The organism is Pseudomonas sp. FG1 (assembly GCF_034313875.1).
Classification (GTDB): domain Bacteria; phylum Pseudomonadota; class Gammaproteobacteria; order Pseudomonadales; family Pseudomonadaceae; genus Aquipseudomonas; species Aquipseudomonas veronii.
Genome location: NZ_JAVIWP010000001.1, coordinates 2,232,617 through 2,251,583, shown reverse-complemented (window position 1 = coordinate 2,251,583; position 18,967 = coordinate 2,232,617). Strand labels below are relative to the sequence as shown.

At 61.5% G+C, this 18,967-nt stretch carries 18 protein-coding genes; 4 read left to right on the top strand and 14 right to left on the bottom strand.

What is annotated here, in order from left to right; genetic code table 11:
- The first annotated feature begins 5 nt into the window (after nt 1-5).
- From ptsN to RGV59_RS10360, 3 genes are read left to right on the top strand one after another with little or no spacing between them, the layout of a single operon-like run.
- Nucleotides 6-470, top strand: coding sequence for a PTS IIA-like nitrogen regulatory protein PtsN (gene ptsN / locus RGV59_RS10370; RefSeq protein WP_026139903.1), 465 nt, complete (start codon nt 6-8; stop codon nt 468-470).
- A 2-nt stretch (nt 471-472) separates the two neighbouring features.
- Nucleotides 473-1,330, top strand: coding sequence for an RNase adapter RapZ (gene rapZ, locus RGV59_RS10365; protein ID WP_017845985.1), 858 nt, complete (start codon nt 473-475; stop codon nt 1,328-1,330).
- A gap of 16 nt (nt 1,331-1,346) precedes the next feature.
- Nucleotides 1,347-1,619 carry an HPr family phosphocarrier protein gene (locus RGV59_RS10360; protein ID WP_017845986.1) on the top strand — a complete coding sequence of 91 codons (273 nt, stop codon included), beginning with the start codon at nt 1,347-1,349 and terminating at the stop codon, nt 1,617-1,619.
- A 38-nt stretch (nt 1,620-1,657) separates the two neighbouring features.
- Here RGV59_RS10360 and RGV59_RS10355 read toward each other — a convergent pair whose 3' ends face one another.
- From RGV59_RS10355 to pmbA, 6 genes are all read right to left on the bottom strand, one after another.
- Nucleotides 1,658-2,551, bottom strand: a complete 894-nt coding sequence (locus tag RGV59_RS10355; protein ID WP_126585791.1) for a ZIP family metal transporter — start codon at nt 2,549-2,551, stop codon at nt 1,658-1,660.
- 33 nt (nt 2,552-2,584) lie between these two features.
- Nucleotides 2,585-3,196, bottom strand: a complete 612-nt coding sequence (locus RGV59_RS10350; protein ID WP_126585792.1) for a superoxide dismutase — start codon at nt 3,194-3,196, stop codon at nt 2,585-2,587.
- Between the two features lies 1 nt (nt 3,197).
- Nucleotides 3,198-3,626, bottom strand: coding sequence for a hypothetical protein (locus tag RGV59_RS10345; protein WP_017845989.1), 429 nt, complete (start codon nt 3,624-3,626; stop codon nt 3,198-3,200).
- A gap of 27 nt (nt 3,627-3,653) precedes the next feature.
- A complete protein-coding gene (locus RGV59_RS10340) occupies nt 3,654-5,030 on the bottom strand; it encodes a class II fumarate hydratase (protein WP_126585793.1) in 1,377 nt (458 codons plus the stop codon).
- Nucleotides 5,023-5,418: a FagA protein gene (locus RGV59_RS10335; RefSeq protein ID WP_102617133.1), complete on the bottom strand. Its 396-nt coding sequence runs from the start codon at nt 5,416-5,418 to the stop codon at nt 5,023-5,025. Before RGV59_RS10335 ends, RGV59_RS10340 begins: the two co-directional genes overlap by 8 nt.
- 148 nt (nt 5,419-5,566) lie before the next feature.
- A complete protein-coding gene (gene pmbA, locus RGV59_RS10330) occupies nt 5,567-6,913 on the bottom strand; it encodes a metalloprotease PmbA (protein ID WP_017845992.1) in 1,347 nt (448 codons plus the stop codon).
- Nucleotides 6,914-7,021: 108 nt separating this feature from the next.
- Here pmbA and yjgA point away from each other — a divergent pair, with 108 nt between their 5' ends.
- Nucleotides 7,022-7,543, top strand: coding sequence for a ribosome biogenesis factor YjgA (yjgA, locus tag RGV59_RS10325; protein ID WP_010567685.1), 522 nt, complete (start codon nt 7,022-7,024; stop codon nt 7,541-7,543).
- 45 nt (nt 7,544-7,588) lie between these two features.
- On the opposite strand, the gene tldD is transcribed toward yjgA, so the two are convergent.
- The 8 genes from tldD to mreB all read right to left on the bottom strand — a co-directional run bounded on the left by tldD (nt 7,589) and on the right by mreB (nt 18,775).
- Nucleotides 7,589-9,031, bottom strand: coding sequence for a metalloprotease TldD (gene tldD / locus RGV59_RS10320; RefSeq protein ID WP_046384681.1), 1,443 nt, complete (start codon nt 9,029-9,031; stop codon nt 7,589-7,591).
- 16 nt (nt 9,032-9,047) lie between these two features.
- Complete coding sequence (locus RGV59_RS10315; protein ID WP_017845994.1) at nt 9,048-9,896, bottom strand: carbon-nitrogen hydrolase family protein; 849 nt, start codon at nt 9,894-9,896, stop codon at nt 9,048-9,050.
- Nucleotides 9,897-9,944: 48 nt separating this feature from the next.
- Complete coding sequence (locus tag RGV59_RS10310; RefSeq protein WP_126585794.1) at nt 9,945-13,760, bottom strand: YhdP family protein; 3,816 nt, start codon at nt 13,758-13,760, stop codon at nt 9,945-9,947.
- A 75-nt stretch (nt 13,761-13,835) separates the two neighbouring features.
- Nucleotides 13,836-15,293 carry a ribonuclease G gene (gene rng / locus RGV59_RS10305; RefSeq protein WP_126585795.1) on the bottom strand — a complete coding sequence of 486 codons (1,458 nt, stop codon included), beginning with the start codon at nt 15,291-15,293 and terminating at the stop codon, nt 13,836-13,838.
- Between the two features lie 70 nt (nt 15,294-15,363).
- Nucleotides 15,364-15,960, bottom strand: a complete 597-nt coding sequence (locus RGV59_RS10300; RefSeq protein ID WP_126585796.1) for a Maf family protein — start codon at nt 15,958-15,960, stop codon at nt 15,364-15,366.
- Between the two features lie 51 nt (nt 15,961-16,011).
- Entirely contained in the window at nt 16,012-16,500 is a 489-nt protein-coding gene (gene mreD / locus RGV59_RS10295; RefSeq protein ID WP_026139904.1) for a rod shape-determining protein MreD, read from the bottom strand.
- Complete coding sequence (gene mreC / locus RGV59_RS10290; protein ID WP_082118786.1) at nt 16,500-17,597, bottom strand: rod shape-determining protein MreC; 1,098 nt, start codon at nt 17,595-17,597, stop codon at nt 16,500-16,502. The genes mreD and mreC overlap by 1 nt, the downstream gene beginning before the upstream one ends.
- A gap of 140 nt (nt 17,598-17,737) precedes the next feature.
- Nucleotides 17,738-18,775, bottom strand: coding sequence for a rod shape-determining protein MreB (gene mreB, locus RGV59_RS10285; RefSeq protein WP_002555108.1), 1,038 nt, complete (start codon nt 18,773-18,775; stop codon nt 17,738-17,740).
- Nucleotides 18,776-18,967 lie beyond the last annotated feature (192 nt).

Below are 18,967 nucleotides of genomic sequence, written 5' to 3'. Positions count from 1 at the left end.
CACCCATGATCCGACTTGAAACCATCCTGACTCCCGGCCGTTCCCTTGTGAACGCGCCGGGGGGCAGCAAGAAGAAAGCCCTCGAACAGATTGCCAACCTGATCAGCAAACAAGTGCCTGAGCTGGAGATGCAAGATGTCTACGAGGCTCTGATTGCCCGTGAAAAACTCGGCTCGACCGGTTTTGGTAACGGCATCGCCATTCCTCACTGCCGCCTCAAAGGCTGCGAGACACCTGTCAGCGCCCTGCTGCACCTGGACGCCCCCATCGATTTCGACGCCATCGACGGTGCCCCGGTCGACCTGCTGTTCGTGTTGCTGGTACCGCAAGCCGCCACCGATGCACACCTGGAACTGCTCCGGCAGATCGCCAGCATGCTCGACCGCAAGGAAGTACGCGACAAACTGCGCAGTGCCAGCAGCAATGAGGCGTTGTATCAGGTTGTCCTGGCTGAACAAGACGAGCAGTAATCATGCGTTTGATCATCGTCAGTGGCCGCTCCGGCTCAGGTAAAAGCACCGCCCTCAATGTTCTTGAGGACAACGGCTTCTATTGCATCGACAACCTGCCCGCCGGCCTGCTGCCGGAGTTGGCGGAGCGCGCGCTGATCCACACCGAACTGGCACAGCCGCTGGTCGCCGTGTCGATCGACGCCCGCAACCTGCCCAGCCACCTCTCGCGGTTCCCGGCACTGCTTGAGGAAGTGCGCGCCAAGCACATTCACTGTGATGTGCTGTACCTGGACGCAGACGAAGAAACCCTGCTCAAACGCTTCTCCGAGACCCGTCGACGTCACCCCCTCAGCAGCCCGCATCGTTCGCTGGCCGAAGCCATCGAGGACGAGACCAAGCTGTTGGGGCCGATCATTGACCTCGCCGACCTCAAGATCAACACCACCAGCCTCAACCTGTACCAACTGCGCGATGCCATCAAGCTCCGCCTGCTGAACCAGCCCGAGCCCGGCACGGCCTTTCTGGTTGAGTCGTTTGGCTTCAAGCGCGGCATGCCGGTGGACGCCGATCTGGTATTCGATGTGCGCTGCCTGCCCAATCCTTACTGGAAGCCGGAGTTGCGGGACCAGTCGGGGCTGGATCAGCCGGTGGCGGACTACCTGGCCGCGCAACCGGATGTCGAGGAGATGTTCCAGGACATCTCCAGCTACCTGCTCAAATGGCTACCGCGCTTTGCCGCCAGCAACCGGGCCTATGTCACCATTGCCATCGGCTGCACCGGCGGCCACCACCGTTCCGTCTACCTGACCGAACGCCTGGGCCAGATGCTGCAACAAACCCTCAAGAACGTCCAGGTTCGCCACCGCGACCTTAGCTGAAAGGAACACCCCCGCGATGCCCGTTCTGGAAATTGAAATCATCAACAAGCTGGGCCTGCACGCCCGCGCCTCAGCCAAGTTCGTCGGCATTGCCGGGCAGTTCCCCTGCCAGGTTCGCGCTGGACGCACTCCGGAAACCATGGTCGACGGCAAGAGCATCATGGCGATGATGATGCTCGCCGCCGGCAAGGGCACCAAGATTCATTTGAAGACCGAAGGCGAGCAAGAGCAGGAAGCGATGGACGCCTTGACCAAGCTGATCAATAACTTCTTTGATGAGGGTGAATAAACCCACCCGACGAGACAGAGGCTGAAGCCGCAACAGCTTCAGCCCAATGCAGTATCCATCACCATCATCAAGCAAAACCCGATGCACAGTCCCAGGCTGGCGAGCTTTTCATGGCCATTGCGCCGCGATTCGGGGATCACCTCGTGAGTGACCACCAGCAGCATCGCGCCAGCAGCCAACGCCAAGCCTAACGGCAGCAGCACCTGCGCCAGACTCACCAACCAGGCACAAAGCACTGCGAATATCGGCTCGACCAAGCCCGAAGCCGCACCGATCAGGAACGCCTTGAACCGCGACATCCCTGCCCCGGCCAGGACCAACGCAATCACCAGGCCTTCGGGCACATCCTGCAAAGCGATGCCCATGGCCAGGCTGTCGGCATCCGGCATGCCGCCGCCCGCCGACACGCCAACTGCCATACCCTCCGGGATGTTGTGCGCGATGATGGCAAACACGAACAGCCAGATGCGTGGCGGGATCAGCGGGTGCTCCGGCGTACCGACCAGCATTTCCGGGCAGGCCCCGGAGACCTTGCGATCGACCAGGTACAAGCCGAACGCTCCCAGCATGATGCCAATGCTGATCAAGCCACTCGCGCCCCACGGGCTGAACCCCAGGCCTTCAGCAGCGGCAATGCCCGGCACGACCAACGAAAACGCCGTGGCCGCGAGCATCACGCCGGCACCAAAGCCCAGCAAGGTATCGCTCACTGCTGCCGGCATGCGCCGGATAACCAACACCGGTACGGCGCCCAACGCGGTGCCGAGCGCACAGATCGCCCCACCTTGCAGGGCCCGCAGGATGCGTGGCTCCAAGTCCAGCCAGGCGAATCCTTGAGCCACCAGCAATGCAATACCTGCCAATAGCAGCAGCGAGCCAAATGCGTAACGAAACATTCGCACGCTGCTGATCGCCAGTGTTTCAGTACCCATGGTCGGCCTTAGGTCGTGTTATACGGCGTGATATCAGGCCAGGGCGGCCTGGTAGCGGGCAGCGACTTCCGGCCAGTTGATGACACTGTAGAAGGCATTGATGTATTCAGGACGCCGGTTCTGGTACAGCAGGTAGTAGGCGTGTTCCCACACATCCAGGCCGAGGATCGGTGTGTTGCCGCTCATCAGCGGGCTGTCCTGATTGCCGCTGCTCTCCACCACCAGGGTCTTCTGCGGGGTCACGCTCAACCAGGCCCAGCCGCTGCCGAAGCGGGTCAACGCGGCCTTGGTGAAGGCCTCCTTGAAGCTGTCGAAACCGCCCAGTTGCTCATCAATCGCCTGGCCCAGCGCGCCATCGGGTTTGCCGCCGCCTTTGGGTGACATCACCGCCCAGAACAACGAGTGGTTGGCATGCCCACCGCCCTGATTGATCACCGCGGTGCGCAGTTGCTCGGGCAGTTGCTGGACGCTCGACACCAGCTTCTCTACCGGCCAGCCCGCAAACTCGGTGCCCTCCACGGCGGCATTGAGGTTGTTGATGTAAGTCTGGTGGTGCTTGGTGTAGTGAATTTGCATGGTTTGCGCATCGATATGCGGTTCCAGGGCATCGTAGGCGTAAGGCAAGGCAGGCAAGGTGTAGGACATATCAGTGTGCTCCGTATTGAGGAGGGGTCGGTTGCGCCGCAGTACCGCCCAGCAAGCGATGGGTACGGGGGTATTCGCCGTGATCGCTGATGAAATTCAACAGTTCGACGTAGGTCTTGCTGCTCTGGCGCAACGCCGCGTCGCGCAGTTGCGGGCTGAGGCGCTGGTCCTGCAGCGCCTGTAACAGCCGTTGGTGGATGGCACAGAGGTATTCCGCGCTTTCTTCCGGCTGGTTCAGGCGCAGGTGCAGGTCCGCCAGGTTGTGATGGGAAATGACGCAAGCCGCCACTGCTTCGTCGGCGTTTGCCCAGCGCTCGAACAACACTTGAGCCAGGGCCAGGGCTTGTAAATAGGCTTCGCGAGCGTCGACCAACTCGCCCTGCATAAAGCAGCGATTGGCCCGTTCGATCGTGCGTTTCCAATGCTCCATGGTCAGCCTCCAAAGCAGGGTCGGTGATTACACGCCGCCAGCGGTGAGCTTTTCCGGGTCCAGCAGGACTTCCAGTTGGCTGCGCGGCAAGTCGGTGTGCTCGAGGGCGACATCAATCACCGGGCGACCTTGCTGATAGGCTTGTTTGGCGATTTCAGCGGCCTTTTGGTAACCAATGATCGGGTTGAGTGCGGTCACCAGGATCGGATTGCGCGACAACGCTTCCTTGAGCTTGGCCTCGTTGATCTTGAAACTGGCAATGGCCTTGTCCGCCAGCAGGCGGCTGGAATTGGCCAGCAGTTCGAGGCTGCCGAGCAGGTTCTGGGCGATGATCGGCAGCATCACATTCAGCTCGAAGTTGCCGGATTGCCCGGCAATGGTGATCACCGTGTCATTGCCGATGACTTGTGCGGCGACCATGGCGGTCGCTTCCGGAATCACTGGGTTGACCTTGCCCGGCATGATCGAAGAACCGGGCTGTAACCCTTCCAGTTCGATTTCGCCCAAGCCAGCCAGGGGCCCGGAATTCATCCAGCGCAAGTCGTTGGCGATTTTCATCAATGACACAGCGATCGCTTTCAACTGGCCGGAGACGGCGACGGCGGTGTCCTGGGAGCCGATCAACGCGAAGAGGTTCTTGCCCGGGGTGAATTGCACACCGGTGAGGCTGCTCAGCTGCTGGCTGAAACGCAGCGCAAACTCCGGATGCGCGTTGATCCCGGTACCGACAGCCGTGCCGCCCTGGGCCAGGGCTTGCAGGCTGGGCAACAGGTCCTGCAGGTGCGCAATATTGGCCTTGAGCTGCTGCGCCCAGCCATTGAGCACCTGGCTCATACGCACGGGCATGGCGTCCATCAGGTGCGTGCGACCGGTCTTGATGAAGGGGTGGACCTCTTCGGCCTTCCGTTCGATGACCTGCACCAGATGCAGCAACGCAGGCAGCGTTTGCTCATGCAGCACCAACGCCGCACTGACGTGGATGGTGGTCGGGATGATGTCGTTGCTGCTTTGGCCGCAGTTCACGTGATCGTTGGGGTTGACCGCCTCACCGAGCAAACGGCTGGCCAGGGTCGCGATCACTTCGTTGGCGTTCATATTGGAACTGGTGCCGGAACCGGTCTGAAAGATATCCACCGGAAAGTGCGGCATGAAGTCACCGTCCAGCAAGCCCAGGGCAGCATCGACAATGGCCTTGCCCTGCCCTTCGCTGATCTGCTTGAGATCGACGTTGACCTTGGCCGCTGCCACTTTGGCCAGGATCAGCGCACGAATGAACGGCGCCGGCATGCGCTGGTGGCTGATCGGAAAGTTGTTCACCGCGCGCTGGGTTTGCGCGCCGTACAAGGCCTCGGCAGGGACTTGCAGTTCACCCATACTGTCGCGTTCGATACGGTTATTACTCATCGGAAGATCCTTGCACCCAGTCAGAAACGGAAATCGAAGGCAGCAATTCGCACGTCGCCAATTGCCAGGCAAAGGCCTGCCAGCGCTTGAGGCGGCAGGCACAATGGGAGAGTGTTTCCAGGTCGTGCAGCGGGCGCCAGGCCTGGTCCAGGCACTGGGATCGCCAATGCCACGGCAAGGCAATGTCCGTGGCGGTGTCGATCAGCAGGCGGAAAGCCGTTTCAGCGATCGTCCACGAATGAGTCGCGGTGCAACAGGCGAGGTATCGACCTTCATTGAGGTAATGTTCGATCAGGCGCGGTTCATTGGGATCGAGGCAGCAGCGAATCTGACGACTCATCCAACGCCAGCTTTCCAGGTAGGGGTCCTCATGCAGGACAGCATTCATGATCCGCACTCATTCGATAATGATATTTATTATTAAATGATATTGATAATCAACACAAGAGTGACAAGCCAATCAACCTGGAATGCAGCCACAAAAAAAGGCGCGCCATCCTGCAGATGGCGCGCCTTTTGGTGAAGCGTCGGAAGGATTAACTACCGGCGACCGTCATCCGCTCGATCAGGACCGAACCTGTACGGATATTGCTGCGCAGCTCCAGGTCGTTACCCACGGCAACGATCTGCTTGAACATGTCGCGCATATTGCCGGCGATGGTCACTTCCTGGACAGCAAACTGAATCTCACCGTTTTCTACCCAGAAACCCGCCGCGCCACGGGAATAATCACCGGTGACCATGTTCAAGCCCTGGCCCATCAATTCAGTCACCAGCAGGCCACGCCCCATGCGTCGCAACAGCGCCGCCTGGTCTTCCTCGCCGTGGGTCACGAACAGGTTATGCACGCCACCAGCGTTCGCGGTGCTCGGCAGGCCCAGTTTGCGCCCGGCATACGTGCCCAGCACGTAGGAGACCAACTCACCGTTTTCGACGAACGGCTTAGCATAGGTCGCCAGGCCATCGCCGTCGAACGACGAACTGCCCATGGCCCGCATCAGGTGTGGACGCTCGTCGATGGTCAGCCACTGCGGAAACAGCTTCTGGCCAATCGCACCTTCGAGGAACGACGATTTGCGGTACAGGTTGCCGCCGGAAATCGCCCCCAGGAAACTGCCGAACAGACCGCCGGCCAGCTCCGCCGAAAACAGCACCGGCACTTCACAGGTCGGCACCGGGCGCGCGCCCAGGCGGCTCGCGGCACGTTGCGCGGCACGCCGGCCAATGCTGACCGGATCGGCCAGCAACTCGCCCTGACGGTTCACGTCGTACCAGTAATCGCGCTGCATCTGGCCGTTGGCTTCGGCGATCATCACGCAACTCAGGCTGTGACGCGTCGACGCATAACCGCCGATAAAACCATGGCTGTTGCCGTACACGCGGCAGCCCTGGTGGGTGCTCAAGGTGGTGCCGTCGGCATTCTTGATCCGCGGGTCGGCATCGAACGCCGCCGCTTCGCAGGTCAGCGCTTGTTCGATGGCTTGTTCCGGGGTGATGTCCCAGGCATGGAACAGGTCGAAATCCTGCAGATCCTTGGCCATCAACGCCTTGTCGGCCAGGCCCGAGCTTTCATCCTCGGACGTGTGCTTGGCAATCGCCAATGCGGCGGCCACCGTCTCGCGAATCGCTTCCGGCCCACTCGCCGAGGTGCTGGCCGAGCCTTTGCGCTGGCCGACGTACAAGGTGATACCAAACCCCTGGTCGCGGTTGAATTCGACGGTTTCGACTTCCCGCTGACGTACCGACGTCGACAGCCCCTGCTCCAGGGACACAGCCACCTCGCAGGCACTGGCCCCCTGGCGCTTGGCCTCGGCAAGGATCTGCTCGACTTGTTCCTGCAGTGCCGGTAACGCTTGCGGACCGACGCTTTGGGCTGCACTCATGGTTTTCTCCACTCAAATTCTGCTTTCGGTTAAGGCCATCGAGCGACCGGGCCGGACAAGCGGCCCCCGACTGGTTATCATGGCGGCGTTTCTTTGCGGACTGCCACCATGGTTGATTCTTACGACGACTCCCTTGATGGGGAGAAAAGCAAAACCCAGGTCAAACGCGAGCTGCATGCTCTGGTTGACCTCGGCGAGCGCCTTACAACGCTCAAGCCGGACTTGATTGCAAAACTGCCTCTGACCGACGAAATGCGCCGGGCTCTGGCGGATGCACCCAAGCACACCGCGAATATCGCGCGTAAACGGCACATCATGTTCATCGGCAAGCTGATGCGCGATCAGGACACTGACGCGATTCTGACCCTGCTCGATCAACTCGATGCCTCCACTCGCCAGTACAACGAACGCTTCCACAACCTGGAACGTTGGCGTGACCGCCTGATCTCGGGCGATGACGCGGTGCTGGAGAAATTCGTACTGGACTACCCGGACGCGGACCGCCAGCAACTGCGCTCCCTGATCCGTCAGGCCCAGCACGAACTGGCGCAAAACAAGGCGCCGGCCACCAGCCGTAAAATCTTCAAGTACATCCGTGAGCTGGACGAGACTCAACGCGGCCTGCGTTGATCCTCTTCCCCGGGTGGCGGTCTTCGCCACCCGAAGCTCCCGCTCTTACGACCCCGTGCCACCCACGGTGATCGCGTCAATTTTCAAGGTTGGCTGACCCACGCCCACCGGCACCGACTGCCCATCCTTGCCGCACGTACCCACGCCGCTGTCCAATGCCAGGTCGTTACCGACCATCGACACCTTGCTCATCGCTTCCGGCCCGTTGCCAATCAACGTCGCGCCTTTGACCGGCACGGTAATCTTGCCGTCTTCGATCAGGTACGCCTCGCTGGTGGAGAACACGAACTTGCCGCTGGTGATGTCCACCTGGCCGCCGCCGAGGTTGGCGCAGTAGATCCCGCGTTTGACCGAGGCGATGATTTCCGCCGGGTCACTTTCGCCAGCGAGCATGTAAGTGTTGGTCATGCGCGGCATCGGCAGGTGCGCGTAGGATTCGCGACGGCCGTTACCGGTACGCGCCACGCCCATCAGGCGGGCGTTGAGCTTGTCTTGCATGTAACCCTTGAGCACGCCGTTTTCGATCAGCGTGGTGCATTCGGTCGGCGTGCCTTCGTCATCGATGTTCAACGAGCCACGGCGACCGGCCAGGGTGCCGTCATCGACAATGGTACACAGCTTGGAGGCGACCATCTCGCCCATGCGCCCGCTGTAGGCCGAACTGCCCTTGCGGTTGAAGTCGCCTTCCAGGCCATGGCCCACGGCTTCGTGGAGCAGTACGCCGGACCAGCCCGAACCCAACACCACCGGCAAGGTGCCTGCCGGTGCGGGGATGGCTTCCAGGTTGACCAGCGCCTGGCGCAGCGCTTCACGGGCATAACCCATGGCGCGGTCCTCGGCGAGGAAATAACGGTAGTCGGTACGCCCGCCTCCGCCGTGCCCACCGCGCTCGCGGCGGCCGTTCTGTTCGACGATCACGCTGACGTTGAAACGCACCAGCGGCCGCACATCCGCCGCCAGGCCGCCGTCGGTGGAAGCCACCAGGATGCGTTCCCACACCCCGGCCATGCTCACCGTGACTTGCTGGATACGCGGGTCGAGGGCGCGGGTCGCGGCATCGATACGCTTGAGCAGATCGACTTTTTCTGCGCGGCTGATCACTTCCAGGGGGTTATCCGGCGCGTACAACTGGGCCACGTCCTGGGTGCTGAATGCCTGCACCGTACCGTTCTGGCCGGCGCGGGAAATCGAACGGGCAGCCCGGGCGGCCAGACCCAAGGCTTCCAGGGTAATCGCGTTGCTGTAGGCGAAACCGGTTTTCTCACCGGATTGCGCGCGCACGCCGACACCCTGGTCGAGGTTGAAACTGCCTTCCTTGACGATCCCGTCTTCCAAAGCCCACGACTCGGAAATCTGCCCCTGGAAATACAGGTCGGCCGCGTCGATGCCCGGCCCGGCCAGATCGCCCAGCACGGTTTGCAGGCTTTCGATGGTCACGCCACCGGGTGCCAGGAGGTGTTCGCTGACTGAGGACAACAACTCGCTCATAGGTTTGGCCTTAAATTCATCGTTCTGAAGCAGGCCGCTGCGCGCCCTGCGAGAAAAAGCGCCGGTGGTTGACCACCGGCATGCGCGCCCGTATCGACGCCTGTTCACTGCTGTCGCGTTCGGCCAGCAACACCGCTTCGCCTTGATCCTGTTGCGTCAGTACGCGCCCCCAGGGGTCGACAATCGCCGCGTGGCCATAAGTCTCCCGTGGCCCCGGATGCACCCCGCCCTGGGCGGCCGCCAGCAGATAGCACTGGGTCTCGATGGCCCGCGCGCGAATCAGCACATCCCAATGGGCGGCACCGGTGACCGCGGTGAAGGCCGAGGGCGCGGTAATCAGTTCAGCCCCCGCCGCGCGCAACTCGCTGTACAACTCCGGGAAGCGCAGGTCGTAACACACCGTCAGGCCCAAGCGGCCGACCGGCGTATCCGCCACCACAACGTTGCTCCCGAAAGCATAGTCATCGGACTCACGATAGCGACCGCGCGCGTCCGCCACGTCGACATCGAACAAATGCAGCTTGTCGTAGCGGGCGACGATCTCGCCATGCTCATCGATCAGCAACGAGCAGGCGTTGGCCTTGGCGTTCGGTTGATCCTTGGGCGGCAGCGGCAAAGTGCCAGCCACTATCCATAAGGTGAGGTCGCGGGCGGTCTGTTTCAACCATGGCAGGATCGGTCCTTCACCCAACGCCTCGGCGCGGCCGATGTCGGCCACATCGCGGCGGCCCATGGCGGCGAAGTTTTCCGGCAGCACCGCCAGCCGCGCACCCTTTGCCGCCGCTTGCTCCAGCAGGCGTCGGGCCTGGGCCAGGTTGGCCAGCACATCGCTCTGGCTGACCATTTGAATTACCGCAAAGGACATGGGCCGACACTCCATAAATGGCATGCAGCCATGCTACTCCACAGGCTCTCAGTTTGGTTTTTCAAATGGCTTGTCGAAGCTGATTTTCGGGTCTTTCCATGGCCCTTCGACTTTGTACTGCACGCTGGCAAACCGCGAAACCCGGTCGCCGATCAGCTTGTCGATCAGGAACAGCGCGCCACCAATGGCCGGCGCGCCGACAATCAGCGCGGCGATCGGCAGGTTGTTGGTCACCGGCAATGTCACCAGCAGCTTGGCATCCACGCGATCAGCCACCAGGTCCAGGGTGCCATTAAGCTCCAGGTTGCTCGACGGCCCCGTCAGGGTGATCGGCTCGCGGGTCACAAACACCCCGTTGCTGGCCGCGAGCAAGCCTTTGACCCGGTCATAACTCAAGCCTTTGCCGAGCAGGTCGGAGAAGTCCAGGCGCAACCGACGGCCGATGGAATTGAAGTTAAGCAGGCCGAACACCCGCAGCGCCTGGGCGCCACCTTCCACTTCAACGAACTGGCCTTTGCGGAATGTTGCATCCAGGCTGCCGGAAAAACGCTTGGGCCCGACCCAGGCGGGGGAGCCCGGCCAACGACCGTCCACGTCCAGGTGGAAATCTTCACTGGTCACGGTAGGCGCAAAGCCCCAGCCCTTGAGGACATCGGCGATGTTCTTGCCATCCAGACGCCCTTTGTACCAACTGCTGCTGTCGCCCGGCGCGCCTTCCCAACCACCAGAGCCCTTGAGCAGCATGCCCTTGAGGCCCAGGTCCAGGTTGTTGAAGGCCAGGCCTTTGGCGGTTGGCCGGATCTTCAGCGACCACGCGCCGATCAGGTCCGGCCCCTGGAACAGTTGATCAATGCTGATGTCCAGCGCTGGAATATCCTTGGGATCGATGTCGGCCAATGGGTCCGGCGCATTTTCATCCGCCTGTACCGTCGGGTCCACCGCCGGCAGCTTCACGTACTGCAGGTTGACCGCGATGGGTGCGCCCTTGGCGTCCGACAGGTTGACCGTGCCCTTGGCCTGCTGGCTGTCGAACTGCAGGCCCCAAGCCGAGGGTTTGCGGTCAAGCTGGAGGTTGACCTGGTCGAACTGCTGCCCAAAGCCAGTCAACTTGCCCACCTTGAAGTCGGCGCCGCTCAACAGCTGTTTCGCGCTGCCTCCCGGGTCGTTACCCGCGTAGCGATCGATGAGTTTCTTCCACGGGTCGATGTCCAGTTCCGACAGCACACCGCGAATGCGCAGGCCCTTGCCACCGGGCAGTAGCGCATCGCCATCGCCGAGAAACAACTCGCCGCGGCCGTCGCTGAATTTATCCGGCGGCGCAGCAAAGGTGAAGTTCGCCAGGTCGCCGTAATCGAACCAGTAGCGGCGCTCGGCGCCCTGCAAGGTCATGCGGAACACGCTGTCACGGCCCTGGCTGGCCGCCATGCCGAACGGTGCCGGCAGGTCCACGGCCACGCCTTTGAGGTTGGAGCTGACCCTCAACTGGCTGTCGGCACCGTCCAGATTGAGCTGCAACTGGTACGGAATATCACCGGACACCGGCAGCGGTTGGCTGATTTTCAACCAGTCCGTCAGACGCTTGACCGTGACCTGGCCTTTGGCGGTAACGCGGGTGCTGATACTGCCCGGCTTGCCATCCGCGAAGATCTGCGCGGTGATCGGCCGATCGAAGGCTTGCGCCGTGATGTTCTGCCCACTCAGGCCCTTGGCGCTGTCGAAGCGGAAATCCCCCTTGAGCTGGCTCAGGTCCAGAGGCGGCTCAGCCAATTGCAGGCGCGCCTTGTCGGTCTGGAAATCCACCACGATCTTCGGTTCGGTGCCCTTGGCCAGCGGGATATCCAGGTCCAGCTTGCCCTGTAGATCGCCCTCGCCTTTCCAACCGGCAAAGGTCGAAGCGGTGCCTATCGGTGCTTCCTGGAGGATTTTCACGCCATCACCCAGGCCACCGGCAAACTCACCGGTGAGCAGCAAGTGGCTGTCCTTGCCCGCGGGCGCGTGGGGGATATTGACGTAGATGTCCTTGACGCCGGTATCGAGCAGTTGGCCCTTGCTGGCCAGGATGCGGACACCGCTCTCCTCGACAAACACTTCGCCGTTGACCTTGCTCACATGGGGCCAGCCCGGCTGGAACGCCAACTCAGCGTCATGCACCTTGAAAAACAGGCTGATATTGCGCGAAGCCGGCAACGCACCGTGATTCAGCGAGCCTTGGTACTGGAAGAAGCCTTCATCGACCGCGCCTTTGAGAATCGCGGTACGCAACCATTCATCCAGCGCCGGGCTCAGCACCGCCGGCAGGTATTTAGGCGTGAAACGTCCATCGCCATCGACCATGCCGACCCGCAGGTCCATGTAGTCTTCCTGGCTATTGTCGAAATGCAGGCGAATCAGGAAGTCGGCGGCGACCTTGCCTTCCTCGCCCAGCACCTTGATATACGGCGCGATCAGGGTGAAACCTTGCTGATCGAGCTTCCAGGTCAGGCGCGCATTGGCCTGGATGTACTGCCAGGGCTTGGCGAAGATCGGGTCGAGGTGCAGGGAAAAGTCCTTGCTGTCCATGCGCAGCTCGCCCTGCCCCAGGTCGCCGCTGATGCTACCGGAAACGTTGCGTGCGGCAGGAGCGCCGAAGTAGGCGTCGAAGCCCACCCGCTCGAGGTTGGCGGCAAAGCTGACTTTCTGATCGGTCGTGTCCTGCGGACGAAAATCCACCAGCACATTGCGCAGCAGACCGGTGGCCTTGAGGTGTTCGATCGTCTTGGCGAAGCCTTCCGGCAACGGCGCCAAGGCATTGAGCAACGGGGTGATCGGGGTCAGGTCGAGGCGGTCGGCCTGCAGGTTCCAGACTTCCTGCGCCTTATCGGTGGCCAGGCGTTGCTGCAATTGCAGACGCGATTCCCAACGGCTATCGCCGATGTTCATCGCCAACGAATCGAACAGCACCTTGAGGCCGCTCTCACTGCGTTGCAGGTAGGCGGTCAGGGCGAGGTTTTCAATGTGGACCGGCTTGCGGTCGGCGTAGCTGCCCTTCACTTGCGGCGAGTTGAGGCGCACCACCGCGCTTTGCACGGTGCCTTTGGCCCAGGTCAGCCAGAATTCACCGCCAGCCTTGAACTGCGTGAGTTTCCACTGCTGGGTCAACCGGGCCGGAACCCATTTGGCCCAATCGCTCTGGGGCAGGCTCAGGTAGGCCTGGACCTCAGCGTCTTTCCAGGCACTGGCGCGGATCTGCGTGCGCAGGCTCAGGGCCAGGGGTTGGCCATCCGGCAGGGTCAGGCGGGCGTCCAGGCGTTGGCGGGTCGCGCCCGTTTGCAAGCTCAGGCCCACATACGTGAAGGTCAGCGGCGCCTGGTCGAACGGCTGCAACGTGACCTGGCTATCCAGCAACGACACGCGCTGGACACTCTGCATGCGCTTGAGCAACTGTTCCGGGTCCAGCGGCTGGTCGTCCTGCACCGGCAGGCCTTGCAGCGCCCAGTGGCCATCCTTGTCTTCCCTGGCGCTCAGTTGCAGGCCGCTGACTTCCAGGTGGGCAATACGCACGTCACGCGCCATCAGGCTGGCCCAGATGTCCGGCACCACCTGCACCTGGTCCAGGCGCAAGGCATTGCTGCCCTCGCCCACCATCACGTCATGGGCCAGCAACACAGGGGCGAAACCGCTCCAGCGGCCTTCAAGGCGACCGATCTGCAGCGGCATATCCACCGCGGCCTGAGCCTTGGCTTCGATTTCTGCGCGGTATTCGGCGACCAGCGGGGTCAATTCACGCCCCAGGCTCACGTACAGCGCCGCCAATACCAGCAGCAGGGCGCACAGGCCCAGGCCCCAGCGGGTCAAAGCGGCAAAAAAGCGTGTCAGACGCTCCATGTCAAGCGACCCTCAGGCAGTAATCGGACCGCAGATCCAGGTCTGTCGGGTTCAGGGAAAGCCAATGAATGAAAATCAGAGCAGCACCACGTCGTATTGTTCCTGGGAGTACATGGTTTCGACCTGAAAACGAATGGTGCGCCCGATAAACACTTCCAGTTCAGCCACGTTACCGGACTCTTCATCCAGCAAGCGGTCGACCACTTTCTGGTTGGCAAGCACTCTATAACCTTCAGCCTGGTAGGCTCGTGCCTCTCGTAGGATTTCCCGGAAAATCTCGTAGCAAACCGTTTCAGGGGTCTTCAATTTACCGCGCCCCTGGCAACTGCTGCACGGCTCGCACAGCACTTGCTCGAGACTTTCGCGGGTGCGCTTGCGGGTCATCTGCACCAGGCCCAGCTCGGTGATGCCGATAATGTTGGTCTTGGCGTGATCACGTTCCAGCTGCTTCTCGAGGGTGCGCAGCACCTGACGCTGGTGTTCTTCATCTTCCATGTCGATGAAGTCGATAATGATGATCCCGCCCAGGTTGCGCAGGCGCAATTGGCGGGCAATCGCAGTGGCCGCTTCGAGGTTGGTCTTGAAGATGGTCTCTTCAAGGTTGCGGTGCCCCACGAACGCACCAGTGTTGACGTCGATGGTGGTCATGGCTTCGGCCGGGTCCACCACCAGGTAGCCACCGGACTTGAGCGGCACTTTGCGTTCGAGGGCTTTCTGGATTTCGTCTTCGACGCCATACAGGTCAAAGATCGGCCGCTCGCCAGGGTAATGCTCCAGGCGGTCAGCAATTTCCGGCATCAGTTCAGCAACAAATTGCGTGGTGCGCTGGAAGGTTTCCCGCGAGTCGATGCGAATTTTCTCGATCTTGGGGCTGACCAGGTCACGCAAGGTGCGCAGGGCCAGGCCCAGGTCTTCATAGATCACGCTGGGGGCGCCGACGGTCTTGATCTGTGCGCCGATCTGGTCCCACAGGCGCCGCAGATAGCGGATATCCATGAGGATTTCATCGGCACCGGCGCCTTCGGCGGCGGTGCGCAGGATAAACCCACCCGCTTCCTTGATGCCCTCGGCGGCAACGCAGTCGCTGACCACTTTTTTCAGACGCTCGCGCTCGGCTTCGTCTTCAATCTTCAGGGAAATGCCGACATGGGCAGTGCGCGGCATGTACACCAGGTAGCGCGAAGGAATCGACAGTTGCGTGGTCAGCCGCGCACCTTTGGAGCCAATGGGGTCCTTGGTGACTTGCACCACCAGGCTCTGCCCTTCATGCACCAGGGCGCTGATGCTTTCCACCGCCGGGCCTTCACGCAGGGAAATTTCCGAGGCATGGATAAACGCGGCGCGGTCCAGGCCGATATCGACGAAGGCGGCCTGCATGCCGGGCAATACGCGCACGACCTTGCCTTTATAGATGTTGCCGACGATCCCGCGCTTCTGGGTGCGCTCGACGTGAACTTCCTGCAGAACACCGTTCTCTACCACCGCCACGCGCGATTCCATCGGCGTGATATTGATCAGAATCTCTTCACTCATGGCTGGGTCTCGTTCAGGCGTTTTCACAATAGTGGCCGATCGCTTAAGGCTGGGCGCTGGTGTACGGCGTTCAGCGCGCGGTAAGGTTTTGCCAACAGGGTATGCCGAATTGGCCAAGCAACTGCGCGGTTTCGCACACTGGCAAGCCGACCACGGCGGAATAACTGCCATTGAGCCCGGCCACGAACACCGAGCCCAACCCCTGGATAGCATAACCCCCGGCCTTGTCCTGAGGTTCGCCACTGTGCCAATAGCTTGTAGCCTCCTCGACAGAAATCCCACGAAAAAGTACGCGACTGCTTACACATCGGGTGTCACAGCGCTGACCGTCCGTGAGAGCAACTGCCGTCAGCACTTCATGTTCACGCCCTGCCAGCGCCAGCAACATGGCCAGGCCGTCGGCCTGATCCAGCGGTTTGCCAAGGATCTGGCCGTCGACGATCACCGCCGTGTCGGCGCCCAGCACACAGGCCCCGGAGATTTCCCCGAGGGCAGCGAAACCCGCCGCGGCCTTGGCGCACGCCAGACGCTCGACGTAGGAAACAGGAGATTCGTTGGTAAGAGGCGTTTCATCAATCGCGGCGCTGACCACGGTGAACGGCACACCGATCTGGGTCAGCAGTTCACGCCGCCTTGGGGAGCCCGAGGCCAGATAAAGCGAATTCATTGCAGACTCTCCCTGTGGGGTTCGATAACCAGGCAGAGCCTCGCAATCCATTCAATTGATTTTATAGCGACGACATAACCCGCGCAGACCGAAACTGACCCACGGCCACAGCAACGCGCTGACCAGGGCCGGCAACACCAGTGCCAAGGTCGGCTGTCGGTTGCCGGTCAAGGCACTGAGCCACAGCTGCACCAACTGCGCCAGGCCGAAGATCACCAGGATCACCAGGCACTGTTGCCACATCGGGAACATGCGCAGGCGCTGCTGCAATGAGAGCACCAGGAAGGTGATCAAGGTCAGGATCAACGCGTTCTGCCCCAGCAAGGTGCCATAGAGCACATCTTCCGCCAAGCCCAGAAACATTGCCGTGACCATGCCCACTTGGTGCGGCAGGTTCAGCGACCAGAATGCCAGCAGCAGGGCCAGCCAGAGCGGACGCAGGATTTCCATGAACTGCGGCAGCGGCGAAACACTGAGCAGCAAGCCGAGAGCAAAGGTCAGCCAGACGATCCAGCCATTGTGCGAATGAGTACCGGCCATTATTCCTCCCTCTGCCGCGTGGTTGCCCGGGCGGCGGGCGTCGCGGGCGCAGGCGCGGCGGCCGGCGGTTTGGTCGCCGCCGGTTTCACCGGGCGAGCGCTGTGAGCGGCCGGCTTGGCTGGCGTGGCCACGGGCGCAGTCACCGCCGGCGCTGTTGCAGGCGGTGTGGCTGACGCGGGTTTGGGTACGGTCGCCGGGATGATCGGCGCGGTGCCGTTGCGTTTGTCTTCCGCTTCCTGGGCCTGAGCGGCGTCGTTGGCGCGCTCTTCCGGGGTGCGGTTGTCGCTGAAGACCAGCAACAGGTAGCGGCTGCGGTTCAGCGCGGCCGTCGGCACGGCGCGGACAATCGCGAAAGGCTGGCCGGAGTCGTGGATCACTTCCTTGACCGTCGCCACCGGATAACCCGCCGGGAAGCGCTGACCCAGGCCGGAACTGACCAGCAGGTCGCCTTCCTTGATATCCGCGGTGTCGGCCACATGACGCAGTTCCAGCCGCTCCGGGTTACCCGTACCGCTGGCAATCGCGCGCAGGCCGTTGCGGTTGACCTGCACCGGAATGCTGTGGGTGGTGTCTGTCAGCAGCAATACCCGCGATGTGTAGGGCATCAACTCGACCACCTGCCCCATCAGGCCACGGGCATCGAGTACCGGCTGGCCGAGGACCACTCCGTCGCGCTCACCCTTGTTGATGATGATGCGATGGGTAAAGGGGTTGGGGTCCATGCCGATCAACTCGGCGACTTCGACCTTCTCGTTGACCAGAGCGGAGGAGTTGAGCAACTCGCGCAGCCGAACGTTCTGCTCGGTGAGGGCCGCCAGCTTTTGCATGCGCCCCTGCAGCAGCAGGTTTTCAGTCTTGAGTTTTTCGTTCTCGGCGACCAGCTCGGTGCGGCTGCCGAATTGGCTGGCCACGCCCTGGTAGAGACGTTGCGGCAGGTCGGTGATCCAGTAAGTCTGCATCAACACCAGCGACATCTGGCTACGCACAGGCTTGAGCAGTGCAAAGCGAGCATCGACCACCATCAGCGCGACCGAAAGCACGACCAGCACCAATAAGCGCACGCCCAATGAGGGGCCTTTGGCGAAAAGCGGTTTAATAGGCCGCTCCTCCCAGGCAAATGTTCTCTCTATTCATACGGCATCTAACCGGCCTGGATGCAGATTGAAGAAGATAAACGCCAACAGGCAGCACTGCAAAGTGCTGCCTGCGGGCGAAACATGGGCTTACCAGCAATCACTTATTCGCTGGAGAGCAGGTCCATGGTGTGTTTATCCATCATTTCCAGTGCACGGCCACCGCCACGGGCGACGCAGGTCAGCGGGTCTTCGGCGACGATCACCGGCAGGCCGGTTTCCTGGGCCAGCAACTTATCGAGGTCGCGCAGCAAGGCGCCACCACCGGTCAGTACCAGGCCACGCTCGGCGATATCGGAAGCCAGCTCCGGCGGCGATTGCTCCAGCGCGCTCTTCACCGCCTGAACGATGGTGGCCAGGGACTCTTGCAGAGCCTCGAGCACTTCATTGGAGTTCAGGGTGAAGGCACGTGGCACGCCTTCGGCCAGGTTGCGACCGCGCACATCGACTTCGCGCACTTCGCCACCCGGATAAGCGGTGCCGATTTCCTGCTTGATACGCTCGGCAGTGGATTCGCCGATCAGGCTGCCGTAGTTGCGACGCACATAAGTGATGATCGCTTCGTCGAAGCGGTCGCCGCCCACACGGACGGATTCGGCATACACCACACCGTTCAGGGAAATCAGGGCGATTTCAGTGGTACCACCACCGATATCCACCACCATCGAACCGCGCGCTTCTTCAACCGGCAGGCCGGCACCGATCGCAGCAGCCATCGGCTCTTCGATCAGGAACACTTCACGGGCACCGGCACCAAGGGCCGATTCACGGATGGCACGACGCTCCACCTGGGTGGACTTGCACGGTACGCAGATCAGCACACGAGGGCTGGGCTGCAGAAAACTGTTTTCGTGAACCTTGTTGATGAAGTACTGCAACATCTTCTCGCAGACACTGAAGTCGGCGATCACGCCGTCTTTCATCGGACGAATGGCCGCGATATTGCCTGGTGTTCGGCCGAGCATGCGCTTGGCCTCGGTGCCGACGGCAACGACACTTTTCTGATTACCATGGGTCCGAATAGCCACAACCGATGGCTCATTCAGGACGATACCGCGCTCGCGCACGTAAATAAGGGTGTTGGCAGTGCCCAGGTCAATGGAAAGATCGCTGGAAAACATGCCACGCAGTTTCTTGAACATGGGGAAAGGACCCTAGGCAACGCGTGGGTAAAAAAGTGCGGCAAACTCTAACAACGACAGGGATTTTGGGCAAGGCGCCAATGTGCTAAATTGGCCGACTTTCTACGCACCAACCCCCACAATCGCGGCCATATGACCGTAGAAATGCGGTAGTGTTCCGACAATCTAACACACGGACGCCCTCCGTTCTGT